The sequence below is a fragment of the Paenibacillus sp. J31P13 genome (assembly GCF_056269295.1).
Genome location: NZ_JBWDNR010000001.1, coordinates 577905 through 604176 on the forward strand (window position 1 = coordinate 577905; position 26272 = coordinate 604176).

Sequence of the window (26272 nt, forward strand, 5' to 3'; positions counted from 1 at the left end):
ACATGTCTTTTTCTAAAATTGGAATTATAGGCGCTATGGCAGAAGAAATTGAATTGCTGCATGAGCATGTGGATGTAGTGTCTCAAATTACGAAAGCAGGAATTACCTACTACGAAGGCAACTTTCACGGAAAAGCTGTCATCTACTGCAAATCTGGTGTAGGTAAAGTAAACGCAGCGGTTTGCACACAAATTTTGCTTGATTTAGGTGCAGATTGCGTGCTGTTTACAGGCGTTGCTGGAGCAGTTGATCCGCAGCTGAACATCGGAGATATTGTTGTCTCGACGAGCTGCATTCAACATGATATGGATTGTTCACCGCTTGGATTTGCTCGAGGAACGATTCCTTTCCATGCAAGATCAGAATTTATGGCTGATGCAAGATTAGTAGAGCTTGCGTCATCAGCCAGCGAACGTCTTTTCTCTGGACATAGTTTGAAGGGCAAGGTTCTCTCCGGCGATCAATTTATTGCAAGCCGCGAGACGGTTAAGCTGCTACATGAAACGATGCAAGGAGCATGCGCAGAGATGGAAGGCGCTTCTGTTGCACAGGTATGTGATATGAATGAAATTCCGTTCGTAATTATTCGTTCGATGTCCGATAAGGCCGATGGATCTGCACATGTGAATTTTGCCGAGTTCACTGTAACGGCATCGAATCATTCGTACCAAATTATTGACGATATGTTACGGAACATCTAGATTTTTCACAATATAATGATGACACCATAAAGAAAGCAGCAGTTTTGGAAAACCTCCAGACTGCGGCTTTCTTTTTTTGTAACAGTTGATAGTAAAAGGATCAGTAGGAGTGCTTCGTTCCAAAATGCTTATAAATCTTGTATAGCGATAGCTTGTGTTGCTCTATTCTTCTCCGTTATTTCTAAGCGTCTAGGTATAGGCTCGATACTGTCGGTATCATCCATCCATTGCGATGGAAGATCGAAGGGACTCAGAGCACCCCAATGCTTAAGCCAGCTTTGAGGTAGCTTGACTTCATTGCCTGCTGCTATTGCGTCAGCAATTGGATGATTACTCATCGTAAGCCAAACGAGTGACCATGCTCTAGGTACGACGCGATAGATATCATAGCCGCCGCCGCCAAGCGCTATCCATCGACCGTTCGTATGCTGATGCGCCAGCTCATGGATAATCTTCGGTATCTCAGCGTAGATGCGCATGCTGCAATGAATATGTGAGAGCGGATCAAGCACGTGAGCATCACAGCCATGCTGGCTAATAATAACATCCGGCTTGTATGCAGCTATCACTTTTCGAATAGTGATATTAAAGCTTTCAAGCCATGAATCATCCTCTGTATAAGGCTCAAGCGGAACGTTAAAGCAAGCGCCAAATCCGTGGTCTACGCCTTTTTCATGAACGAAGCCCGTACCAGGAAACAGAAATTTTCCCGTTTCATGTATGGAGTAAGTACATACATCAGGATCGTCATAAAATACCCATTGGACCCCGTCACCGTGATGCACATCTGTGTCGATATACAATACTCGTGAGTTATAGGTTTGCCGGATATGCTTAATGGCAACTGCGGCATCATTATAAACGCAGAAGCCTGAGGCTCGATCTGGAAAGGCGTGATGAAGCCCTCCAGCAAGATGGTAGGCATGCTTCACTCTGCCTGTCATAACGGCATCTGCGGCCGCTACAGAGCCGCTGACGATTTTCATAGCAGCTTCATGCACACCTTGAAAAAAAGGCGTGTCCTCCGTATCCAAACCAAACTGCTCCGCAACAATATTGCCTTCTTCAAAGCTGCATTGCTCGCTTAATTGCCTGACTGCATTGAAATAATCAGTACGGTGAACAAGTGATAGCAGCTCATCCTCGTCATAAGAAGGAGGCGCTTCCATTTCTTCTTGATGCAAAGCATCTACCGATTTAAGCAAATCGATGGTTAAAGCTAAGCGAAGAGGATCGAATGGATGCTCTTCACCGAATTTATATTCTTTTGAATTGGAATCATGAATGAAAATAGCATCTGAAGCCATCCCTATCCTCCTTAAAGGTTTGCTATGCAAACCTACTTCGTAAGCATGAGCTAAGGTTTGCTATGCAAACCTACTTCGTAAGCATGAGCTTAGTACATGAAACGTTGACGAAAGCGTACTCGATCAAAATGCTCGACGGAGCTGAGCGGAACCTCTTTACCGATCCGAACCATCAGGCAGTTGGCGGGATGAGAACAAATTTCGGGATCATCCGTAGCGAACCAGACCATTCCGACCGCTTTCATTAAATTCTCCATCATTTTACGATACTCCCAAACATTCAGCTTCGTGCCTTCAAGATCCCAGTGCCAGTAATATTCCGTCGTAAAAATAATGACATTCTCAAATTGCTCCTCTGCAAAAGCGAGCTGAATTAATTTTTTTCCTATGCCGTAACCGCGATAATCATCTGCTACTTCAATAGCGCCAAGCTCGATCAGGTCGTCCATTCCGCCTTCAGACCAACGTTCCAGCTCATCAGCATAGTGGAATGTCACATATCCGATAATGGTGTCACCTTCACGTGCCAAAATGATACGGCCTTCATCTAAACCAGCTATTTCAACAAGTGCTTCATGCTGCTCACGGGGTCTGCGAAAAGCGTCCAGTGCTTTATGCATGGTCATCCCGCTAATTCTCTCCGGAGGGACAGGGCCTTCCAAGATCAACTCGCGGTTGGCGTCTAGAGCGAGTTGTTCTCGCTGCAAACGCTTTCGGTGTTCCAAAGCGTTACCCCCTCGCAGGTTATAGTGCTGCTAGTGTTAATGAATCTCTAATCTTCTTTATAACAAACATTTAAGAAAATGAAAAGCGTAGTCGAAAATAATTCGGATATGCTATAATAACTTTGGCGGTTTAAAAAAAATGGTTCACAAGTGTTGCAAGCTTATTTTTCTCAGGCTTGAATTTGTTTTGAAAGCGTATTCTCTTAGTAGATAAGAGATAGAAGATGGGAGAGTGACAATATGATCAACTTGCATCAGGAACGTATTCCAGCTACAGCAACTAATCCGAATTTAAAAAATTACGAGGATGCTGTAAGTTCGTTTAACTGGGATCAAATCGAAAGCCAATTTAGTTGGCACAGCACAGGTAAAGTGAACATGGCTTATGAAGCGATCGACCGTCACCTTGAGCAAGGCAAAGGCGACAAGATTGCGCTATACTACAGCGATAATGAACGGGATGAATCCTATACATTTGAGCAGTTGAGTAAGCAGTCCAATCGTTTTGCTAACGTGTTGCGCAAGCTAGGTATCACCAAAGGCGAGCGGGTATTTATCTTTATGCCGCGAACGCCTGAGCTTTATATCAGCGCATTGGGCGCATTTAAAGTTGGCGCTGTCGTAGGACCATTGTTTGAAGCTTTCATGGAGACAGCAGTGAAAGACAGACTGTTGGACAGTGATGCAACTGCAATTATTACAACACCTGCTCTATTTAAACGGATCAAGCGCGATGAACTTCCAAATCTCAAAAATATTATCGTATTTGGCGAAGGCATCCCGAAGGAAGAGGGCATTATTGATTTTGCTGAGGAGATGGCAGTGGCATCCGATCAAGCGGAGATAGAGTGGCTCGAGCGTGAGGATGGACTTATTTTACATTATACATCAGGTTCTACTGGAAAACCGAAAGGCGTGTATCATGTCCAAAATGCCATGATACAGCACAAGTATACTGGACAAATTGTTCTTGATTTGAAAGAGGATGACATCTACTGGTGTACGGCTGATCCAGGTTGGGTTACCGGCACATCATACGGTATTTTTGCACCATGGCTTAATGGCGCTACTAACGTCATTCGCGGCGGCCGCTTTAGTCCGAGCGATTGGTACGGCGTTATTCAGAAATATGGCGTAACGGTCTGGTATAGCGCTCCAACAGCATTCCGTATGCTTATGGGAGCAGGGGATGATGTATCGCAGCAATTTGACCTTTCAAGCCTGCGTCATGTACTCAGCGTAGGAGAACCTTTGAATCCAGAAGTCGTACGCTGGGGAATGAAGGTTTACGGCCAGCGTATACATGATACTTGGTGGATGACGGAAACGGGCGGTCAGCTTATTTGCAACTATCCAAGCATGGATATCAAACCAGGATCAATGGGCAAGCCATTGCCAGGCGTAAAAGCAGCTATTATTGATGATAGCGGCAATGAGGTTCCTCCTTATCGTATGGGCAATCTAGCTATCCGTACACCTTGGCCTTCAATGATGCGCAAGGTTTGGAATAATCCTTCAAAATATGAAGAGTATTTTTACTTGCAAGGCTGGTATATATCGGGTGATTCCGCTTATATGGATGAGGATGGATACTTCTGGTTCCAAGGACGTATCGACGATGTCATTAATACTGCAGGAGAGCGGGTAGGTCCGTTTGAAGTAGAGAGTAAGCTTGTCGAGCATCCAGCGGTAGCTGAGGCAGGCGTAATTGGTAAACCGGACCCTATGCGGGGTGAAATCATTAAAGCGTTTATAGCGCTTCGTGAAGGCTTTGAGCCTTCAGATGAACTTAAACAGGAAATTTCACAGTTCGTAAAAATAGGTTTATCAGCTCACGCTGCGCCAAGAGAAATTGAATTTAAAGATAAACTTCCGAAAACACGCAGCGGTAAAATTATGCGTCGTGTCCTAAAAGCTTGGGAATTAAACTTGCCAACAGGCGATCTGTCAACGATTGAGGATTAACTGAATGGCTTGCTAATAAAAACAGAAAGAGGATGCCTCACATGAGGCATCCTCTTTCTGTTTTTATTATTCGTCTTGCTAGCTGTTCCTACCGTTGGAACAGCTCAATCCATTCACCCTCTGGACCGGATACAAAGAAGTATTTATAGCCGTTAGGAAGTGTTGTAATGCCTTCATCAATGAATTTCACATCCAGCTTCTTCAAGCGATCAAATTCAGCTTCTACATCTGTAATATTGACTGCGAAATGATGCACTCTGCCTTCTGCAGGCAGACTGCTGTTGTAGCCTTGGATTAATTCAAGCTCTGTCTCATCGGAAGCTCCAAAACCAAGAAAGGCGAGCTCTATCACTCCGTTTGAATGCGGTGTTCTGCCCTTAAGTTGAAATCCGAGAATGGTTGTATAAAAGGCTATTGATGCATCGATGTCCTTTACCATAACACCAACGTGATCCAATCTTCTTGTCGTCATTGTCAGCTTCCTCTCTTATTTGAGAATTGTTTCTGAGAAATGAATGGTGCTACTTAGGTTGTTATTTCACCGTTACCGCAGAGGATGGGGTCGATTGACCGCTGCCATTTTCGGAGGTGATATAAAATGTGCCTGTAATAAGAGGTGCTACATATTCGTAGCTCGTTTCCTCAGTAAATGCGATTTTTGTATACTGACCATCGCTTGCCGGGCTGAAATATATATGATATTGCGTAACTTGGTCGGACACGCTGTTTGGTGACCAGCTTAGACGTACGCTAACATCTGTTTTTTCAGCCTGCAAGCCTGTCGGAGCAGCAGGGAGGGCTGTTGTTGAGCCAGTTTCATTTCCACCTGCTCCATTACCTGCACCTGGCAGGTCTGGTGTAACCGGAGTATTACCATATTGCATGATCTGGCTTGGCACGGATTCTTTGCCAGCCACGTCAACTGCAGTTACATATACGGAGTAGCTTTTTGAACTGGAGACGGCAAACTTCATTTTCTTCTCGTCACCCACAATGATCGAAGACCCTTCCTTCGCATAAGCACCCTGATTCACTGATTTGTACACACGATAACCAACAACATCCGATGCTGTACTATCGCTAAAAGTAAAGACTAGCTGGCCATTTATTTCCTGCATCTTCACGCTTGCAGGTGGAGGCGGAGCAGCCCCGTCATCGACACGAGGGTCGGTCTTCGAAGGTGCGTTATTTGCAGCATCAGCAGGCAAATAAATGTCCATTGGCCGTCTGCTTTTTGCAGGCAATTTCTCTTGGGCTGCTTTTATTTCATCCATAAGAGCATCCAAAGGCTTTTTGCGTTTTATAACAATTTGTTCTTTTACCATATCGAGCGGAGTAGCAGGATTAGGTACGTAGTTTACGCCGTTATAAGAAATGTAGGCCATCTTCACGAGTGAATCGTCTACTTTCTTCGGTATATACTTTTTGTTGAACCAATCCGTTACAAGCATGCCTGCATCTTTCGTTAATTGACTTGGAAGCAAACCGCTAGCAGATGATACTGTTGCTTTGACAATGCCCTCAGGACGCTCAAAAGTGTCAGTAACGAACATTTCTGGTTTTGTTTCGGTTAGTTTATTCATAATGAGAGCCCAAATGGAACGAGCTCTTGCTTTACCTTTTTCAGACAAGTAATTAACCTGTTCCTCATAGCCAGCCCAAACGCCAAGGGTAATGTCAGGGGAGAAGCCCATAAACCAAACATCACCATAATTTTGCGTCGATCCGGTTTTACCGGCAATCGGAATTTTACCATACTTATCAAATTGGGATGTAAGCTTATTACCTGAACCAGATCTATCAGAGATAACGGTACGCAGCATATCTGTCATCAGAAAAGCGCTTTGCTCTGAAAAAACTCGTTTTGGTTCAAATTTATGCTCGTAAACGATCTTTCCTTCCGCATCTGTAATGCGAGAAATCATGTAAGCATCATTGAAAACGCCTTTATTCGGAATGGACCCATAAGCATTAGTGAGTTCCTCAACGCTAACACCTTTGCTGAGCCCCCCGATAACGCCTGTTTGAGCGTATGAATCCTCTGGCTGCAGCGTCGTTATACCAAGCTTCTTGACGAATTCCCAAGCATTTTCAATTTTTACTTCTTCATTGAAAATTTTGAGAGCCGGTAGATTTAACGAGCGATTTAGCGCTTCACGGGCTGTTACGAGTCCAGCAAATTTTTTCGTGACGTTCATAGGGATATGGAAGCCTTTTTGTGCATCCTTCATTACCATCGGGGCATCATCAATGATGCTTGCCGGTTGTATAATACCTTGCTCGATAGCAGGCAAATAAGCTGCGATAGTCTTCATAGTCGAGCCTGGTTGGCGAGTCATTTGAGTAGCATAATTGAGCTGCTCTTCATAGAAGTCTCGACCTTCAAGCATACCCACAATCGCGCCGGTTTTGTGATCAAGCATAACCGCTGCGATTTGCTCCAGACCTTTCTCTTCGCTGTATGGAGAGAAGTTTTCTTCATTTGAACCAATCTCACGCATAAGCTTATAAATATCTTTATCTATTGTTGTATAGACATGGTAACCGCCGCGAAGCAGATGATCACGAGCTTCCTCAATTAATGCAGCGTTTTCTTTTTTGCTCAAATCCGTTTTTGTCAATGTAGGATCCTGCTGCATGAGCATGATCTCTGCCGCTTGACGCTCCGCTTCGAGCATTAAGTAAGGGTATGTCGTGTAGGCTTTCTCGCTAGGTGCTGCTAGCGTTTTTCTAATATCAAACTTCAACGCTTCATCATGCTCCTGCTGAGTGATTCTGCCTGTCTCGAACATACGCTTGAGAACGGTCTTTTGACGTCCAAGCGCAAGTTCAAAGCCTTTTTCATTAAATTGACCTTTTCCTGTATACGCTGTATAGGCGGACGGCCGCTGTGGAAGTCCTGCTAAATAGGCCGATTGTGCAATATTAAGCTGTTTCAAATCTGTAATGTTAAAAATACCTTTGGCTGCTGCTTTAATACCGAATAAATTATATCCGCTTGAACCGTTGCCAAACGGAACCTTGTTCAAATAAGCCACCAATATCTCAGGCTTCGTTAAATAACGCTCCATCCGCAAAGCCAAAAATATTTCTTTGATTTTCCGGCTGTCTGTTTTGTCTAAGCTGAGAAACACACGACGAGCAAGCTGCTGCGTTAATGTACTGCCGCCTGTTTGCGTATCCTCATTAAGCAGCTTCTGCTTAACGGCACGCCCAAGGCCGCTGATATCGACGCCTTTATGTTCCATGAAATTATTGTCCTCAATGCCTAATACGGCATTAATGACTTGAGGCGGCAAATCATCATATGTAATGATCATTCTGTCCTCGGATGTTCTTAATTGTCCAACTAATGATTCATCATTGAAGTAGACAAAACCGGTTATGGCATTTTCGCCGACTTTCTCTTCAATAATGGTCCGGGGTCTTATTTCTTCGTTTTTCACGTTAGCTGCTACATAGCCGGTTACCGCTCCTCCGGCAAGCAAACCTATGAAGATAAGGAAATAAACCATCCATTTTACAGTTATAAAAGTTACAAAGCCGAAAGTACGCCATTTGCTTCTTTTAACTGGCGCAGGTTGACGATCTTCTTGCATTCTTATGACTCCTCCTCCAAATAGCAGACTTATTATAACATAAATCACCAAAGTAGTAAGCAGGGTTTAGCGCATTGGTTGCTTATGAATACAAATAGTAAAAACGATGCCAGCATGATTTTTACGTCTATATAGACGCATCCAACCGGGAAAAAGTTTTCCGGCAAAATGTGAAGATTGGAAGCAAGATACTGTGCCTATTTAATGAAGAGAAAGCATACGCTATTATTTGAAATGCTATGTTAAAGAATGACATCGAAATATAGGATAGTTCATAAAAATTCTTTAAAATGATAAGAGAATAATGATCATAAATAAGTTATTGAATTAAAAAGCGTGAAAAGTTCATATTTTGGAAACATTTTCTTATTTGTTGCGTAATAAATAACGGTAGTATTAACAAGATATGGATTCCCAGAAAGGAGGAGGAAGTTGGAGACTCTTTTTTTGGCCTGCTTGATCGGTGGGATTATGTATGCGATTGTCAGTGTCATTTTTGGTGATTGGCTTGGTCATGTGTTGGATGGAGCACTTGATTTTTTATCCTTAGACGGCCATCCCTGGCTGTCGCCGATTGCACTTGTTGGCGGTATTACGGTCTTTGGCGGTGCGGGAACTTTGCTTCTGCGCTACAGCGCGTTTGGAACGGGTGCCATAGTTATCGTAGCTCTGTTAATTTCTCTTGTCGCAGCTATTGCTCTGTTTTTCTTGTACATTAAGCCAATGGAAGAAAGCGAAAATTCTATCGCATTTTCAATGTATGCTCTCTCTGGAAAGATTGCTGAAGTACTTGTTCCTATTCCGGCTTCCGGTTATGGAGAAGTTATGGTAAAGGTGGGAGCAGGCTTTACAAATCAAATTGCAGCTAGTTTTGACGGGGTGGAAATTGCAGGTGGGAGTCAAGTTGTAGTCGTAGAAGTGAAGGACAGCACGCTGTTCGTATCGGAAATCAATTTAGATTAATTCATTACAGATGAAAGGGGAAATGAAATTGTCAGACGTTTATGTAATTCCAGCAATTGTTGTCGGTGTGATTGTAGTACTCGGTTTAGCTTTCTGGGCACGCTACAAAACCGTAAGCCCAGATGAAGCCATGCTCGTAACCGGCTCCTTTCTGGGAACAAGAAATGCCAGTACGGATGAATCTGGCCGGAAAGTAAAGATCATCAGAGGCGGGGGCGCATTCATTTTACCTATCTTCCAGAAAGCCGAGTTTCTCTCGTTGCTTTCACATAAGCTGGATGTATCAACACCAGAGGTTTACACGGAGCAAGGTGTTCCCGTTATGGCTGATGGTGTTGCCATCATCAAAATTGGCGGTGCGGTAGAGGATGTAGCAACAGCTGCTGAGCAATTCCTTGGAAAGCCGACAGAAGCACTTAAAGGTGAAGCGCAAGAAGTACTGGAAGGACATCTGCGAGCCATCCTCGGCTCTATGACCGTGGAAGAGGTATATCGCAACCGTGATAAATTTGCACAAGAAGTGCAAAGCGTAGCCGCTAAGGATTTGAAGAAAATGGGACTGCAAATCGTTTCCTTCACCATTAAAGATTTGCGTGACAAGCATGGATACTTAGACGCTCTTGGTAAGCCTCGTATTGCAGCGGTTAAGAGAGATGCTGAGATTGCGGAAGCGGAAGCGGTCCGTGATGCCAGAATCCAGAAAGCGCTCGCAGCTGAAGCTGGTCAAAAAGCGGAGCTTGTAAGGGATACAAACATAGCGGAAGCCGAAAAAGAGAAGGAAATGAAAGTAGCATCCTTTAAGAGAGATCAAGATACCGCAAAAGCAGAAGCGGATCAAGCTTATTCCATTCATGAAGCTAGAGCAAAGCAAAGTGTGGTAGAGGAGCAGATGAAGGTCGAGCTAGTACGTAAAGAGCGTGAGATTGATCTTGAAGGAAAAGAAATTTTACGTCGTGAGAAGCAATATGATGCTGAAGTCAAGAAAAAAGCAGATGCTGATCGTTACGCAGTAGAACAAGCGGCTGAAGCGAATAAGGCTAAGCTTCTTCGTGAAGCTGATGCTGTGCAATACCGGATCGAAGCTGAGGCGAAAGCGCATGCTGCTCAGAAGCGTCTCGATGGTCTTGCTGTCGCGGATGCGGAGAGAGCGAAAGGTACGGCGGAAGCTGATGTTATTCGTCTACGGGGGTTAGCAGAAGCAGAAGCGAAAGAAAAGCTAGCTGAAGCATTCGAGAAGTTTGGTGAAGCAGCCGTGCTCGATATTATTGTGAAAATGCTGCCTGAGCTTGCAGGCAAGGTAGCCGAGCCAATTAGCAATATCGATAAACTCACGGTTGTGGATACGGGGAATGGAGAAGGGGCAGCGCGATTAAGCAATTATGTCACTTCGCTCATGTCTACAGCTCCTGAGATGCTGAAAAGTGTGTCTGGTATTGATGTTAATGCGCTGATTAAAGGGTTAACTTCTAGAGGAATAGCTTCTCCAGCAACCATATCAGCTGCTAAACCTGTTGAACTTTCAGTTGCGCCAACGACACCTAAATTGCCTGATCCATCATAGATTATAGACAATAAGAGAATAAAAAAACCTTGAACCAATTGGTTCAAGGTTTTTTTCATTAATATTAACGGCTGTAGAATTCGACGATTTGTTTCTCATCGATTTCTTGTGAAAGCTCAGCACGATCAGGCATACGGATGAATTTACCTTCCATAGCGTCAGCACTGAATTCCAAGTAGTTCGGAAGGTGATGACGGCCTTCCATAGCTTCTTTAATTGTTCTTAGGCTGCGGCTGCGCTCACGCAAACCGATTACATCGCCAAGAGAAACGCTATAAGAAGCGATATCCACTTTCTTGCCGTTTACAGTTACGTGACCGTGTGATACCAACTGACGAGCTCCTGCACGTGAGTTGGAAAGGCCAAGACGGTAAACCAAGTTGTCAAGACGGCTTTCAAGGAGGCCCATGAAGTTTTCACCGGCTTTACCTTTCATTTTTGCCGCTTTGTCAAACAAGTTGCGGAATTGTTTTTCGTTCAAACCGTACATGTGACGAAGCTTTTGCTTCTCTTGCAGTTGAATGCCGTAACCGCTCATTTTTCTGCGTTGGTTAGGGCCGTGTTGACCCGGTGGGAAAGCGCGTTTTGCTAGTTCTTTACCAGTTCCGCTCAAAGAAATTCCAAGGCGGCGGCTTAATTTAAATTTAGGTCCTGTATAACGTGACATACGTAATAAAACTCCTTCATCAAATAAATTTGTGAATGGGAATGTGTTTCGCCGAATACGTTCAACGTCCGAGCAAGCTCGTCCCTGTGAGGCTAGTCAGCCGCTGGCCTACAGTGAACGTATTTCATGAGGGTGACACAAAACCGTACGCCCATCTATCCATCAATAAATAATAAAGAAATCTACGACGAATGTCAAGGATCATTCATGAAAATAAAACATTTGGAACAGGTGTCGAAAGACCTAGATTTTAAGGTTAGACTAGTGCAAAATTCTCAAAAATGAAGTATGATGTTTACAATATAACGTAGTTTTTGGGAAGCTCATCTTCTTGGTTGAGGGATGGAAGGGCTGGGTGTTGCATGGATGATGGCAAAAATAGCAGTTTTGCACCTTTTTTAAAATCAACAATAGTAGATTCATCATCAAAATCACATTCAATTGGGTTTAATAGTAAGGATATTAGCGAGGATAATAATTCTTTGCAGCTATCCTTATTTGAACATAGCTTCCGTCAGTGGGCACAAGAGGCCGCGGGGACAGCTTGGTTTAAACGAGGCCAATTTGTGTTATTCGATAGCGCAGGACAAGAGCTTGCAGCAGAAGGACAAGCTGTTGCGGTCGATCATGATGATCGTGAAGCAGCTCTTGGTGTTGCAGTGAGTCATGTTCTGAAAAACGATGAACGATACATATATGAAACGGCAGCTCTCTTTGTAGCAGCGATCCCTCTAAAAAGGGATAATGATGGAGCTCTATTTAGTATATTTACTTTTATTTCCCTTCCTGGCTCAGTTGGAGCTGCTGATGCGCTGGACATATGTGGTCTTCATTTTAAAACATGTGTGAATCGAGGCTTTGAGCAGGCGCATCTGAAGGAGCTTGTACTTCAACAACAGCAAACGGAGAAGGAAGCAAGCAGAAGAGATCAATTATTTCTCGCTGCCAAACGGCTTTATGATCAAATTGATGTTTCTTCTGTGCTTTCAGAATTGCTGCGCAGCTTAGAGGAGCTTTATCCAACCTCAGAGGTGCATCTCTATTTATCCCAAGATCATCTGAACGGTGACCCGCGTGTGAAGCCGCTCGTATTCAAAAATGCTGAGAATGATCTTGTGGCAAAGGCCTTTTTGAACGGAAAATCAGAGATGGAGCATGACAGGGACGGAACGCTAAGACTTGCTGTTCCGATGTCAGGCAAACAGGCAGCTTACGGCGTCCTATGTATGACGATTGGTCCGGGCAAATGGGATGAACGTGATTTACCTGCATTCATATTGCTTGCTGACACTTCTGGTTCAGCATTTGAAAATGCGAAATTATATGAGCAATCCAATTTGCTTATTAATGAGCTTCGTCTTATCAATGAGCTTACAAAACGCTTGAATCAATCCCTTCGATTGAAGGAGATTTTTCAATTTGCTTCAAGTGAGCTTATTACGATTTTTGATGCTGATTATTGCTGCGTACTGCAGCTAAATAAGGAGAAGAACCAATTTGTTGTGATGTCCAGCAATTTTCCCGACTTCACAAGTGAACGATTTTCTCCTGAGTATGGCTTCTGCGGCATTGTCTATCGGACCAGGGAGCCGCTCATCATTTCTGATTACTGGCATACACGAGTTGTCACCTCCAAGCTTATGGATAATACGGGATCGCGTTCGCTAATTGCAGCGCCAATCATGGTGGATGGGGAGGTTGTTGGTGTTATTCTTGTCACTCACAAGGCGCCAAATTTCTTCTCCTATGATAATTATAAGCTGCTTCAAGTTATGAGCACTCATATTGGACTTGCTGTAACGAATGCTTCACTGCATGCTGAGGTGCGTAGAATGGTTATTACGGACAACCTTACGGGTCTGCATGCTCGCCATTATTTGAATGAGCAAATCCAGAATAAGCAGCATCTCGACGCATTTGGATCGCTTATACTCGTTGATATTGATTTTTTCAAAAAGGTGAATGATACGTATGGTCATCAGGTTGGCGACCGAATATTAATCCAAGTAAGCAATATCATCCGAAACTCTATCAGACAAGGGGATATTGCTGCTCGTTGGGGTGGCGAGGAGCTAGCTATCTATTTGCCGGGCATACGGGCAGAACAAGCTTATCGTATTGCAGAGCGAATTAGACTACACGTCGAATCCGACACTGATCCTGTAGTAACGGTTTCTTGCGGAGTGTCCCAGTGGACGTTTGAAGACGAGAAGATAAGTGTTGAATCGCTGTTCTATCGAGCTGATATGGCGCTGTATGATGCTAAGAAAAACGGAAGAAATTGTATTTACATGGGTGTTGATTAGTGGAACTATTGCTCGATCGCTTTTTTTAGAAACAGAATCATTGACGGGACGCCCTTTCGGGCGTCCTTTTCTTTTTTGCAATTAATTTGGAATAAAGAGTCGGGCGTGTAGGGGACGATACAGAAGTATATGATTGAACGGAGGGATATAAATGAGAAGGAAGCGACCAATAACGATGGTTATTCTGTTTGCCGGCGTTATTTCAATGCTGTATGGCTGTGGCGATATTAATAAAAGAACGCCAGAGGAGTGGTTGTCATTATCCTATTCAGCACTAGCGGCAACCGATCAATACCAGTTTTCGGGCTCGATGAGTATTAAGACAGGAGACGGCTTGGAGTTTAAGCCAGAAGTATTTGAAGGCAAGGTAGTTGATCATCAGCAATTGACGGTTCAAGCGAACAATGATGACTCTTTGCAATGGAATCCTGTGGAAGTATTAGGATCTTTAAATAAATCTCATAGGGAAGTGCGATTTAGAAATGATACAACAGATACCGAAACAGTCGTTCTGCAAATTAGAGAGGATGAAACGGTGTCGAAGGGAAGATGGGAACAAAAATTGAGGGAGCAGCTGCGTCAGGTTGCCAATAAGGCTCCTCTTGAAACTAGCGGATATAAGGCAGAATGGTCTAAGGAGCTTGACCGATCACAGAAGCAGCTAGATGAAATGCTGGCTACTATGAGTGTGGTTACGGATTATGAATTAGTCATTGATAAAAATAAGATGTTGCCTTTAAAAATGGAGGAAAATACTCATTTTAAATACAACTACAAGAGCCAACCCGTTTCCGAGGCAAGGTATACGACTGTTCGCTTTCAATCTTATGACGGTTCACCCAGTGTTACTTTTCAATAGTTGAACAATCATGTTACGATTATGAAGTATTTAGTTCGTTCTAGAAGGAGAGGGATTTAAACATGCGTGATCCAAGATTACAAAAGCTGGCACAAAATTTAGTTCAATATTCCATTGACGTGCAACCAGGCGAAAATGTATTGATCGATATGATTGGTTCCGAAAGAGAGCTTGTGAAATGCTTGATCGAGGAGGTTGCTAAGCGGGGAGGCAGACCGTTTGTTGAGACAAGTGACCGCTCTGTTCTGCGTACGCTGCTGCAGCATGCTACAAAGGAGCAAATGGAGCTATGGGCAACACTGGATCTTGAACGTATGAAGAACATGCAGGGCTATATTGCAGTTCGTTCAGGAGAAAATGTGAATGATCTTGCGGGAATTGCTGATGCGAATATGCGCTTGTACGATCAAATCTATAGAAACCCGGTACATATGGAGCAACGTGTCAAAAAAACAAAATGGGTAATCTTACGATATCCGAATGCGTCAATGGCTCAGCTTGCTAACATGAGTACGGAAACATTCGAAGATTTTTATTTCGATGTGTGCAACCTAGACTATGCGAAAATGGATAGAGCAATGAGTCCTTTGCAGGAGCTCATGATCAAAACTGATCGTGTTCGCATTGTTGCGCCGGGAACGGATTTGACCTTCTCCATCAAAAATATCGGTGCCAAAAAATGCTCTGGCCATCGTAATATTCCAGATGGTGAAGTGTTCTCAGCACCTGTCCGTGACTCCGTAAATGGTACTATTTCATATAATTCACCTAGTGTGTATTCAGGTATTACTTTCCAAAATATCTCATTCACATTCGAGAACGGTAAAATTGTAAAAGCAGAAAGCAATGACACTGTTCGACTAAATGAGATTCTAGATCGTGATGAGGGTGCTCGCTATATTGGTGAATTTGCGATCGGCTTCAACCCCTATATTTTACATCCTATGAATGATATTTTATTTGATGAGAAAATTGCTGGCAGCTTGCATTTCACACCAGGCCAAGCGTATGAAGAAACAGATAATGGAAACCGATCATCCATTCATTGGGACCTCGTTCTTATTCAACGTCCAGAATATGGAGGTGGAGAAATTTATTTTGATGATGTGCTCATTCGCAAGGATGGACTATTTGTCATTCCAGAGCTGCAGGAGCTTAATCCTGACCATTTAAAATAATAGGAAAACAACAGTATCATGATTGTGTATAAAATGGAAAATAAAGCGTTTTTCATTTTGCCACTTGCTCGATATTACATTTCGGGTTATCATGGTGACAAAGGTAAGCTTTACTAATATATCTGGAGGGATCACCCATGTCCAATAATGCAGCTATTGTAGAAATTTCCCAAACGGCTAGCCAATTTACTTCATCCATCGTTTTGCAAGCCGAGAACAAATATATCGACGTAAAAAGCATTCTCGGACTATTCACAACATTGGTAGGAGGCCATGCTTACGAGCTTCATGTACACGGTCCCGATGCTGAGGAAGCAAAAACAGCGATGGCTAATATTTTCGCTAAACATAATTTGAATGTTTCCGTTATTACGGATTAGACCTTTATCTTTTCAAGAAAAAGCACTTCTTCATTTTGAAGGGGTGCTTTTCTGTTTTGTCCTTGTATAATCCCTCTATTTCGTCTAATATAAAGGTATAGAAGACGGCGTGTACGCGCACAGGGGGGAAAACGATGTCTTCACCGGAAATCACGGTACAATTGCATGAGAAAGCGCTTCGTCTCCTTCAGGAAGATGCGAGTAAAATAGAAAAACTTATCGAAGTGCAGATGGAAAACTTGACTACTCGTCAATGCCCGCTGTACGAAGAGGTACTAGACACGCAGATGTATGGATTTTCGCGTGAGATTGACTTTGCTGTTCGTGCCGGTTTAATCGCGGAAATGGCAGGCAAAGAAATAGTGAGCCGATTAGAGCGTAATTTAGCTTCACTATACGAAGCATTAGAGAAAAGAGAGTAGCCTCTAGAAGAGGCCTACTCTCTTTTTTTGTATATATATGTTCTTAAATTAATTGTGGAGTATGATCTACACCAGATAAAAGGCGATGCCTAGTATGACATATACCATAATCAGAAGAACGCCCTCGTACCAATTAGTCTGACCATCACGCGACACCGATTTAGCGATAAATACGGATACGGCTATTGCAGTCAATTCTATAGGTGTAAATATAATATCCATTGTGTTGCCGAACAATGAACTAATTAGAATAAGCACAGGAGCGACGAACAGGGCAATTTGCAAGCTGCTGCCGATCGCAATTTCAACAGCTGCGCCGATCTTGTTTTTCATGGCAAGAATGACGGCTGCGCTATGCTCTGCGGCATTACCTATAATAGCGATTACGAATGCCCCTATAAACAGCTCAGATAAGCCAAATTTGGCACTGAAGGCGTCTAGGGTATGTACAAGCCATTCGCTCACGAATGCGACCATAACGGTAGCGAGAAGGAGGAACAGGATGGACTTGCCTTTTGACCAAGCAGGTTCTTCTCCGTGATCAGCATTCATAACCTCGTCCGATAAAATATCTTTGTGAGTGACCATCGAGAAAATAAGCCACAAAATATAAGCGAGAATAAGAATTACCGCAACCGCTAGACTTAGAAATTGATCCTTCTCAATTGTGAATTTCTCTGATACGACGAATACAGCAGGAACGAACAATCCGATTACAGCCATAATCATAAGGGTTGAATTATGATCGGCCAATCGATTATTAAAACGCTGCTCCTTATACTTAAGTCCTCCCAGCAAAATACTTAATCCTAGTACAAGCAGCAGATTACCTATGATTGCACCCGTTAAACTCGCTTTGACCATACTGAACTGTTGTTCCTTGATCAAAAATATAGCGATAATGAGCTCTGCAGCATTGCCGAAGGTAGCATTAAGAAAGCCGCCTATCCGTTGACCGGCATAGTGCGCCACACTTTCTGTTGCTTTGCCCAGAAAGCCAGCGACAAAAATAATCGCAATAGCGGATATGACAAATTGCACGGTATTGTCCCAGTGGGCATAGTGACCAATAGCACTTAGAGCAAACATTGCGATTAAGCCTGAAAAAAACATTTTTTGATTCAATTCATTCACCTCTTGAGATATGCTAAAAACCTGTTAAGACTATAATGGGGAAGAATGGGCAACTGAACTTATAGAGAGGTTGTCCATAATATTTTATTATACGTCTATTTGATATTGCTTACTCTGCAAAAAATAGATAAATTTGTTTATAAAAAAGGCAGGGATGTTGCTTCGCGCCTAACGTTCCATTACAATAAATATATATGGCAAAATGAGGAGTGAGTCACATGACCGAAGAACTTCAAACAGGTCTTATCCGAATTTCTGATGATGTAGTAGCAACGATCGCAGGACTCGCAGCGTTAGAGACACCGGGTATTGCAGCGATGTCAGGCGGTATTTCAGAAGGTCTTGCAAAACGATTAAGCGGAAAGAATGTGCAAAAAGGAATATCAGTTGAAGTTGGACAGACGGAAGCGGCTATCGATATTCGTATTATCGTCCATTATGGCATTCCGATTCAAGAGGTTTGCAGACAATTGCAGCTGAATGTGCGAGAATCGGTTGAAAATATGACTGGACTGCATGTTGTGGAAGTAAACGTTAAAGTAGAAGGCGTTGCGTTCAAGGAAGATGATATAGAAGAGCAGCAACAGCAGCGGTTAAAGTAAACAGCATGAACAAAAAAAGAACGGCACCCTCTTAGAAAGAAGGTGCCGTTCTTTTTTGTAAGACGTTAACGTTTAGGCTTGTCTACTCGGTTTGCTTCTCTTGATATACTTAACAGTACGCCCATGGACATCAAACAAAATAACAATGACGAGCCCCCATAGCTAATGAACGGCAATGTAACCCCGGTTAGCGGAATAGCAGCTGTTACGCCCCCGATGTTAATGAAGGCTTGAATAGCAAACAACCCGACGATACCGACTCCCACTACTGTTCCGTACTGATCTGGACAACGCAGAGCAACAATAAGCCCTCTCCATAAGAAAAATAAATAAAAGAGCAAGAAGATGGAGCTGCCGATAAAACCTAACTCTTCACCGATTACAGCAAAAATGAAATCATTATAAGGATATTTCAAATAATGAAGCTTCTGAATGCTTTCACCAAATCCAGCTCCGGTTAATCCGCCATGGCCGAATGCTTGGAGAGAGGATACTAGATGCCAGCCTGAGTTTTGAGCATCAGCTAGCGGGTCTCTAAAGCTTGTCAGCCGATCTACTCGGTATGCCCAAGACTTTCTTATCTCCTCTGAAAAAGCCATCGATAAACTGACGAATACGGATAACACGATTGTGATAAGCGATCCGATAACGAATACCTGTTTTAAATTAGCGCCACCAGCTACGATCATAGTTGCTGCACATAAGGCTAGAACGAGGCAAGAGCCAAGATCCGGCTGCAGCATAATTAGACCGCAAATGAAGCCGACAATAATGATAACAGGCAGCAATCCTTTTTTGAAGCTGCGAAACTTATCACCCTTCTTTGTTATAAGAGCGCCAAGGTATAAGATGATTGCCAGCTTTGCTGGCTCCGTTGGCTGCAAACTAAAGGGACCTAACACAAACCAGCTTCGAGCGCCATTGGTGTTTTCTGCGACGAAAGGTACCAAGGCTAGCAGAATCACAACAGGAATAAAGAAGATCATAAATAAGCGTTTAAAAACCAAATAACGCATATTCATCATGAACAGCATCGTGAATACGCCTAAGCCAGCCCACATGAGCTGGCGCTTGGTGAAGTATAACGCATCATTGTAAGTGACAACTGCTATGCTTGAGCTTGCGCTGAATACCATCACAAGCCCAAAGCCGACGAGCAGAAGCGTCAAGATAAGAAGCAGAAAGTCCGGTCTTCCTCGGCTACCGTTCTGCGGAGCTTTCATGTTCACCTGTTACGCTAGCAGTTGTTTCAATTGTTGTAGTCTTTGTGTTGCCGTATTCATAATCGGTTGCGGTACCGGAGATTCATATTCAAGCCCATGAGGGAAAGTGGAGCGTCCGATATAAACGGATTCAATGACTAGGACAGCATGTGGTGATTCAAGCTTGCCTTCGATAGCACGAGTAGCAATTCTCAAATAGTAATCAGAGCCGCTAGCTTGATCCTCAAGCTTCAAATCGTATGTAGCGCGATAATATTCCCACTGCCAACGAACAAAGCCAACCTTTTCGGCAGATTCATCAAGGTGGTCAAGTTCGCTTTTAAGACCGTTTAGTCCGGTATTTTCAATTATCATGGTAGTTCCTCCCAATTATAAGACAGAGTTGTACATTCTTTTCCCATGATAGTATGTTTCCCCAGCAAGCGCAACCCTTACTCATTACCGTTAAGGTGTGCAATAGTGACATTTTGAAGAAAAGTTCGATCTGGAGCGAATACATGCCAGTAATGCTTCCTTAATACAGCTTTAATCTGTTAAACTATATGAAAAGTAAGCATAAGAACTATTTTTTCACAATAGTAAGGAGGTGCAATTTGCATACAGAGGATTCCATTGGTCCAGCACTGCAAGAGCTTTACCCAAAGATGATCCACTGGCGCAGGCATCTTCATCAGTATCCAGAGCTGTCCTTTCATGAACGTGTAACGTCCAGCTGGATCGCAAGCCAATTGAATGAGATGGGCTGCGAGGTTGTGACAAATGTTGGCGGGCATGGCTTAATTGTTGAAATTAAAGGGGACAAGCCGGGACCGATTGTCGCACTGCGAGCGGATATTGATGCATTGCCCATTCAGGATGAGAAGAACTGCACTTATTCGTCGAAGGTGCCTAATGTCATGCATGCTTGCGGACATGACGCTCATACAGCGACGCTGCTTGCAATAGCTGAATATTATTCTGCAAACCGATCAGAAATGAAAGGTATTCGAAGATTATTGTTTCAACCTGCTGAAGAGGTAACGCCGGGCGGCGCTATGCCGATGATTAAGGATGGGGCACTCCATGGAGTAGACGCCATTTATGGCGTGCATCTGTGGACGCCGTTAGAGTATGGGATTGTTTCTTCGAAACCAGGACCCTTTATGTCGGCTGCTGATGAGTTTATTATTGATATTTTTGGACATGGCGGTCATGGCGGCTTGCCTCACCAAACGGTTGATTCCATTATGATAGGGGCATCACTAGTACAAGCTGTACAGACTATTGTGAGCCGGAATGTTAATCCACTGCACCCAGCGGTTGTGACTATCGGTTCATTTCAAGCAGGCACAACGAATAATGTCATTGCTGAGAGATGTACGATGAAGGGTACAGTGAGATCCTTTGACGAGAAGACGAGATGGATGATTCACGAACGTCTCGAGGCTTTAATTAAGAATACATGTATGATGTACGGCGCTAAGTATGATTATCAAATGCGAATCGGTTATCCGCCTGTTGTTAATGATGTCAGGGAAGCTGAGAGGTTCTTTGTAGTTGGAGAGAGATTGTTTGGTGAAGAAGCGGTTCGACTTTCTGAAGCCATAACCGTTGCTGAGGACTTTTCTTATTACTTGGAAAAAGTTCCGGGTTGCTTCATATTTGTAGGAGCGGGCAATAAGGAATGCGGAGCTAACTATTCACATCATCATCCGAAATTTGATGTCGATGAGCGGGCAATGCTGAAAGCAGCTAGATTGCTTATAGGCATGGCAGATGACTATGCGAGTGAATTTGAAGTCATAAAGTAAAAGTAGACCCCATATATGACAAAAAAAGCTGTCCGAAGCGTTAGTGCTTCGGTGACAGCTTTTTTTATTGATCATCGTCTTCCCAAACAGCTACGAGCTCATTGTATTCATTATAAAGCTCCGCAGGGTCGGATTCGTTATTATTCCAAATATTTGTCGCTCCCCACTCTAAAATCACTGTATCGGAAGTAACCGTCTTCTCGGCGGAAGAAATGATTACTTTTTGTTGAGGGTTCAAAATAAAAGGCTGGAAGGGATAGGTCTGATTTCCACGAACACTAACGAGCTTCCATTTATTCATACTGATTTCTTCATCGGTCGTATTCGTTATGGTGACAAGCTCTGCTTGTTTGTCAACCTCGATTAAGATTCCGCTCCGAGCCGCTTTCTTGACGGGGAACTCAGAATGATTATTGATTTGTTTGACATCGCTCCAGATTCCAACCTTCGATTGCTTGGCTTGCTGTTCAAGCTGCTTGTATGCGTTCTCCATTTTTACATTTGGTTCCACGATAAGCACCCTTGCAAGACCCTCCTGAAGCAGGAGCTCGTTTAAAATGGATCCGTTCTTCAACTCGACAACAGCGAGTGTGCGTCCATATTTATCGGTATGCTCTTTATCAAAGGTAAGTCTTATTTCTTGCGATTCCCCTAAAACCTTTTCGGTATATTCGGAAGCCTCGACTCCAAATGGTTCGACTGGTCTCACTTCAGGTGTATTCACATAAAGCAGTCGAATTGTTGTTTGTCCATCGCCTGTTTTGATTTTGAAAGTATCGCCATCTACATAACCAGATACCTGATACCAATGGTTGGTTTGAATGATATTAGATGAAAGGTTGGATATAGCCGAGCAGCCGGCTAGCGATGAGCAAATGGACATCAGGAGAATGAGTAAAATTCTTTTCAAAGTTGCGGACCTCCTGCCCTAAATGCGTTCAAAATAAATGGTACTCGTTATTATATCATAAATTTTAATTGAAAATCGTTTTCATTGTATAGGAGATAGAGCATAAAAAAATCCAAAACTCTTCATACTGATATCAGGAGCATTTTGTCCAGTCATATTTAGGTCGTTGAGGAGGGGAATTATGAGCCAGTTTGATGATAAACCGCTGATCGTACAATCGGATTTATTGGTGCTGCTTGACGAGAGCAAGTCCGAAGCGAATCATGCAAGGGAGAAGCTTGCTCTATTCGCTGATACTGTCAAAAGGGCAGGTTCCATACATACCTATCAAATAACAGCCTTAGCCTTATGGAATGCGGCTGCTGCAGGCATTTCTGCTGATGACATTGTCGAGTGGCTGACGCTGCTAGGACGGTATGAGATTCCGTTTCAAGCGGAAACGGTTGTCAGAAAGCTGATGGGGAGATATGGAAGGCTTCGACTTTCGATGGATTCTGGTAGGCTGCTTATGCAGGGGGATCCCTCCATATTAGCGGAGCTATCACAGTTCTCGAGCATTATGAAGTGGGTGAACTCAAGCTCTGAAAGTGATACCTGGGAAATTGAAACTAGCTGCAGAGGTGTATTTAAGCAAGAATTGACGCGATTAGGCTACCCTGTTATTGACTTGGCAGGCTACCATTCTGGCGAGGAGTTATCTGTGCAGTTAAGGTCGAATACGTTGCGGAATCAGCATTTTGATCTGAGAGATTACCAGCAGACAGCTGTTGATTTATTTTATAAAGAAGGAACTGTACATGGAGGAAGCGGTGTTATTGTACTGCCCTGCGGCGCAGGGAAAACGATTGTCGGGATTGCCACATTAGCAAGGCTGAGCAGGGCAACGCTTATTTTGACATCCAACTCCACCTCCGTTAAACAGTGGAAGGATGAGCTGCTGGACAAAACATCGCTGACAGACTCGGACGTTGGTCAGTATTGCGGTACATTAAAACAGGTTCGTCCGGTAACAATTGCTACCTATACGATTTTGACACATCGAAAATCAAAAGAGGGTTCTTTTTCACATATGAAATTATTTTCTGAGCGGGATTGGGGGCTCATTATTTATGATGAGGTGCATTTGCTTCCCGCTCCTGTATTTCGAATGACAGCAGATATACAAGCGACAAGGCGATTAGGATTAACAGCTACTCTAGTGCGTGAGGATGGATGCGCAGGAGATGTTTATTCTCTGATAGGACCTAAACAATTTGATATGCAATGGAAAATGGCTGAAGCGGGCTCGTATATTGCAGCTGTAACTTGCACGGAGATTCGTGTGCCATTTCGGAAAGAGGCTGAAGCATCCTATAAGGCAGCGAGTGCTCGCGGGAAATTTAGGCTGGCAGCTGAAAATCCGAGGAAAATGGACATTGTCAAAACGTTGCTGCAAGAGCATGCGGGAAAACCGACGCTTGTTATTGGACAATATTTAAATCAGCTTCATAAAATAGCCGAGAAGCTTGGGGCTCCCTTGCTAACAGGTGAAATCCCGCAAGCGGAGCGGCAGCAGCTCTATGATCGTTTTAAATCGGGGGAAATCTCAGTGCTGATTGTCTCTAAAGTAGCTAATTTTGCTGTTGATCTCCCAGATGCCCAAGTCGCAATTCAGCTTTCTGGCAGCTTTGGCTCAAGGCAAGAGGAAGCTCAGCGTATTGGAAGATTGCTGAGACCTAAGAAGGAGAATAATACAGCCTGGTTCTATACTATCGTAACGGACGGAACGAAGGAAACGGAATTTGCTATGAAAAGACAAATATTCATGCTGGAGCAAGGCTATCATTATAATCGGTTGAGCATCTCTCTTGAAGAGGATGCGACAGAGGAGGCTGCCGTTTTATGAATAGAAGACAACTTACGGCTAAGCTAACTGCGGAGCAAGTAAATGGCTTTCTGCAAGCTCCAATGTGGCAGTCCGCATTAGAGAGAGGGATGACTTGGGAGACGGCTCTTGCAAGCAGGGAAGCTGTTCAAGAGGCGGTTCAAATGTTATCTGCTTACGCCTCCATTTTTTTGAAGGAAATGCTGCGCCTTTTCGCTGCAATGCCGGTGGAAGGAGAACGGCTCATAAAAGAGATACGCTCTCAAACCTCATTGTCGGGAGCTGAATGTCAAATTGGGCTTCATGAATTACAGGAAGGAGGTATTCTATTCTCAGTCTCCAAAGTATGGGGGGAACGAATATATTTTATCCCAATGGATTGCTTTGTCTTGTGGCAAGGTGCGTTTTTTCCATGTGCGGTGAACCCAATAGCCTCATCCCAGAAAGAAAAACTAATGAATGGTGAGATTAGATCCATTTGCAGACCGCTTGGAAGACAGCTGCTTTCCGCTTTTTCCGTGCTGGCGCAGAGTGGGCTGGAGCTGACAGCAAAAGGGGTGCTTTCAAAAAAGACGATTGCTAAGCTGGAGCAAGCTGTCGATTGGGATGAGAAGGCGCTAGGTTCTTTTAAGCTGAACTGGTCCCTGAAAGAGCATTATTCACTGAAAATAGCATTTATCTTAGAAGCGGCGTCTTCTCTTCGTTTATTGCATCAATTAGATAACACATTAATGTGGGATGAAGTGCAATTAAATGATTGGTTAAACCTTGAAGAAGGCGAACGTGAGCGGGAATTGATGAGCTGGTGTCTTTCCTTATTGCTGCCTGCTGGAAAAGAAAGTGCACACTTGGCATCAGCGCTAGGCTCTCTTCAGGCGGGTATATGGTATTCGGAACGAGAGGTTGGGAATTGGTTTAGTGAAGCGGGGTTGGTCAAGGAAAGTGGATTTGATCATATGGGTATCCTTGGAACACCTGATTGGTATGCACTCTTCCACGGCATTGGCTGGATGGAGCTAGTTGACAGTAAGGTTGAGGACAATTCGGAGCTCTTTTTCAGATGGAAGACGATTTCTCCATTTCAGACCCAACATACGAATGAGAGCAAGTTTGCCGAACCCCTTGCCACCATTCAACCAAATGGTGAAATTATTGTTGAAACAGTCTGCCCCTTCTCCCATAGATGGGAGCTTGAAATTATTGCAAAAAGAATGTCGGATGAAGGAGCAGCAGTTTACCGTCTGGAAGCAGCATCGGTTGCTCTTGCCTTGGAGCATGGCAGAACAAAAGCCTCCATTCAATCCTTCCTTCAGCAATTATCTGGAGAATTGGTTCCAAATACCGTTGTAGCGATGCTGGAGGAATGGACAAGCCGATCATGCCGAACATCCTTTGCTGAGGTAACTTTGCTTCGCTGTGACAATGAACAAATGGCAGCGTATATTGAAAAGGATACCTCCCTTGCTCCAATGCTGCTGCAAAAGCTGGGATCCGTTGATTATATTGTGGATAAAGCACAAATTCCAACCATTAGAAGCCTGTTGCAGCAAGGTGGATATCCACCTCGAAAATCGATTCAAGTTGGTTGGGGTTCAGAACAAAATAGCTATCCGGTAATCTATAATAAGAATATTGAAGGGTTTGGGAGCCTATTACAACCTAAAAAATGTAATGATAAGTCATCTAAATTTGTTTATATTTATGAGACTCTCCCGCTTCAACATTTTGAACTAAATGATTTAACGGCTGGTAAAAAAGATACCTTGGCACAAATAGAAAGTGTCCCGGCAATGTGGACGAAACAGCTTAGAGCCTATCATCATTCAACAAGAAAAGAATTGATAGAACAGGCACTTCAGTGGGAAATGCCTGTATTGCTGCGCTTAGAGCAGGGCCTTTTATCCTTTGTACCGGAAAGAATTCAGCAGCGTGAAAGCGGTTGGGCCGTTGTCGGCATGCTGCGTGATGAGCGGAATCAAGACATGATTACACTGACGCCGGATATGTGGGATGAAATGCGTATTATCATTCCTGGGCATTCGATTCCAATTTAATCTCTATCTATTGGCTAAATACATATGGTATAATAGTGAAGAAGTTAGCGAATTGAAATGAG

22 protein-coding genes are annotated in these 26272 nt (G+C 43.5%); 13 read left to right on the forward strand and 9 right to left on the reverse strand.

All coding sequences use genetic code 11. From position 1 onward, the window contains the following. Positions 1-2 precede the first annotated feature (2 nt). Positions 3-701: a 5'-methylthioadenosine/adenosylhomocysteine nucleosidase gene (locus tag AC0YOD_RS02415; RefSeq protein WP_475797649.1), complete on the forward strand. Its 699-nt coding sequence runs from the start codon at positions 3-5 to the stop codon at positions 699-701. Between the two features lie 128 nt (positions 702-829). On the opposite strand, the gene AC0YOD_RS02420 is transcribed toward AC0YOD_RS02415, so the two are convergent. Then, positions 830-2008 (reverse strand): acetoin utilization protein AcuC, encoded by a 1179-nt coding sequence (locus AC0YOD_RS02420; RefSeq protein ID WP_475797650.1) that lies wholly within the window; start codon positions 2006-2008, stop codon positions 830-832. Between the two features lie 89 nt (positions 2009-2097). Continuing rightward, positions 2098-2733, reverse strand: coding sequence for a GNAT family N-acetyltransferase (locus AC0YOD_RS02425; protein ID WP_475797651.1), 636 nt, complete (start codon positions 2731-2733; stop codon positions 2098-2100). A gap of 240 nt (positions 2734-2973) precedes the next feature. Here AC0YOD_RS02425 and acsA point away from each other — a divergent pair, with 240 nt between their 5' ends. Next, positions 2974-4698: an acetate--CoA ligase gene (gene acsA, locus AC0YOD_RS02430; protein WP_475797652.1), complete on the forward strand. Its 1725-nt coding sequence runs from the start codon at positions 2974-2976 to the stop codon at positions 4696-4698. A gap of 88 nt (positions 4699-4786) precedes the next feature. Here the strand turns inward: acsA and AC0YOD_RS02435 are convergent, their stop codons facing one another. Together AC0YOD_RS02435 and AC0YOD_RS02440 are read right to left on the reverse strand one after the other, a co-directional pair. Beyond that, the gene (locus tag AC0YOD_RS02435; protein WP_475797653.1) at positions 4787-5170 is read right to left on the reverse strand and encodes a VOC family protein; all 384 of its coding nucleotides are present in this window, start codon (positions 5168-5170) and stop codon (positions 4787-4789) included. A 61-nt stretch (positions 5171-5231) separates the two neighbouring features. After that, positions 5232-8297, reverse strand: coding sequence for a transglycosylase domain-containing protein (locus AC0YOD_RS02440; protein ID WP_475797654.1), 3066 nt, complete (start codon positions 8295-8297; stop codon positions 5232-5234). Positions 8298-8729: 432 nt separating this feature from the next. On the opposite strand from AC0YOD_RS02440, the gene AC0YOD_RS02445 reads away from it, so the two are divergent. Beyond that, complete coding sequence (locus tag AC0YOD_RS02445; RefSeq protein ID WP_475797655.1) at positions 8730-9260, forward strand: NfeD family protein; 531 nt, start codon at positions 8730-8732, stop codon at positions 9258-9260. A 28-nt stretch (positions 9261-9288) separates the two neighbouring features. Beyond that, positions 9289-10821, forward strand: coding sequence for a flotillin family protein (locus tag AC0YOD_RS02450; protein WP_475797656.1), 1533 nt, complete (start codon positions 9289-9291; stop codon positions 10819-10821). Between the two features lie 64 nt (positions 10822-10885). On the opposite strand, the gene rpsD is transcribed toward AC0YOD_RS02450, so the two are convergent. Beyond that, on the reverse strand, positions 10886-11488 hold the full coding sequence (gene rpsD, locus AC0YOD_RS02455; RefSeq protein ID WP_475797657.1) for a 30S ribosomal protein S4: 603 nt from the start codon (positions 11486-11488) through the stop codon (positions 10886-10888). 362 nt (positions 11489-11850) lie between these two features. Here rpsD and AC0YOD_RS02460 point away from each other — a divergent pair, with 362 nt between their 5' ends. From AC0YOD_RS02460 to AC0YOD_RS02480, 5 genes are all read left to right on the forward strand, one after another. Next, positions 11851-13794, forward strand: coding sequence for a sensor domain-containing diguanylate cyclase (locus tag AC0YOD_RS02460; RefSeq protein WP_475797658.1), 1944 nt, complete (start codon positions 11851-11853; stop codon positions 13792-13794). 151 nt (positions 13795-13945) lie between these two features. Further along, positions 13946-14653, forward strand: coding sequence for a hypothetical protein (locus AC0YOD_RS02465; protein WP_475797659.1), 708 nt, complete (start codon positions 13946-13948; stop codon positions 14651-14653). 62 nt (positions 14654-14715) lie between these two features. After that, the gene (locus AC0YOD_RS02470; protein ID WP_475797660.1) at positions 14716-15831 is read left to right on the forward strand and encodes an aminopeptidase; all 1116 of its coding nucleotides are present in this window, start codon (positions 14716-14718) and stop codon (positions 15829-15831) included. A gap of 137 nt (positions 15832-15968) precedes the next feature. Further along, positions 15969-16211, forward strand: a complete 243-nt coding sequence (locus tag AC0YOD_RS02475) for an HPr family phosphocarrier protein (protein WP_475797661.1) — start codon at positions 15969-15971, stop codon at positions 16209-16211. 134 nt (positions 16212-16345) lie between these two features. Then, a complete protein-coding gene (locus tag AC0YOD_RS02480) occupies positions 16346-16633 on the forward strand; it encodes an Fpa/YlaN family protein (RefSeq protein ID WP_475797662.1) in 288 nt (95 codons plus the stop codon). A gap of 66 nt (positions 16634-16699) precedes the next feature. On the opposite strand, the gene cax is transcribed toward AC0YOD_RS02480, so the two are convergent. Then, positions 16700-17758, reverse strand: coding sequence for a calcium/proton exchanger (gene cax / locus AC0YOD_RS02485; protein WP_475797663.1), 1059 nt, complete (start codon positions 17756-17758; stop codon positions 16700-16702). A 227-nt stretch (positions 17759-17985) separates the two neighbouring features. On the opposite strand from cax, the gene AC0YOD_RS02490 reads away from it, so the two are divergent. After that, positions 17986-18369, forward strand: coding sequence for an Asp23/Gls24 family envelope stress response protein (locus AC0YOD_RS02490; protein ID WP_475797664.1), 384 nt, complete (start codon positions 17986-17988; stop codon positions 18367-18369). A gap of 65 nt (positions 18370-18434) precedes the next feature. Here AC0YOD_RS02490 and ftsW read toward each other — a convergent pair whose 3' ends face one another. Both ftsW and AC0YOD_RS02500 read right to left on the reverse strand, forming a co-directional pair. After that, complete coding sequence (gene ftsW, locus AC0YOD_RS02495; protein ID WP_475798343.1) at positions 18435-19592, reverse strand: putative lipid II flippase FtsW; 1158 nt, start codon at positions 19590-19592, stop codon at positions 18435-18437. A 9-nt stretch (positions 19593-19601) separates the two neighbouring features. Beyond that, positions 19602-19946 (reverse strand): YugN family protein, encoded by a 345-nt coding sequence (locus AC0YOD_RS02500; RefSeq protein WP_475797665.1) that lies wholly within the window; start codon positions 19944-19946, stop codon positions 19602-19604. Positions 19947-20185: 239 nt separating this feature from the next. On the opposite strand from AC0YOD_RS02500, the gene AC0YOD_RS02505 reads away from it, so the two are divergent. After that, positions 20186-21382: an amidohydrolase gene (locus AC0YOD_RS02505; protein WP_475797666.1), complete on the forward strand. Its 1197-nt coding sequence runs from the start codon at positions 20186-20188 to the stop codon at positions 21380-21382. 64 nt (positions 21383-21446) lie between these two features. Here the strand turns inward: AC0YOD_RS02505 and AC0YOD_RS02510 are convergent, their stop codons facing one another. Then, positions 21447-22292: a thermonuclease family protein gene (locus tag AC0YOD_RS02510; protein WP_475797667.1), complete on the reverse strand. Its 846-nt coding sequence runs from the start codon at positions 22290-22292 to the stop codon at positions 21447-21449. A gap of 181 nt (positions 22293-22473) precedes the next feature. Here AC0YOD_RS02510 and AC0YOD_RS02515 point away from each other — a divergent pair, with 181 nt between their 5' ends. Further along, positions 22474-24177 carry a DNA repair helicase XPB gene (locus AC0YOD_RS02515; protein WP_475797668.1) on the forward strand — a complete coding sequence of 568 codons (1704 nt, stop codon included), beginning with the start codon at positions 22474-22476 and terminating at the stop codon, positions 24175-24177. Then, the gene (locus AC0YOD_RS02520; RefSeq protein WP_475797669.1) at positions 24174-26210 is read left to right on the forward strand and encodes a helicase-associated domain-containing protein; all 2037 of its coding nucleotides are present in this window, start codon (positions 24174-24176) and stop codon (positions 26208-26210) included. Before AC0YOD_RS02515 ends, AC0YOD_RS02520 begins: the two co-directional genes overlap by 4 nt. Positions 26211-26272: the final 62 nt, after the last annotated feature.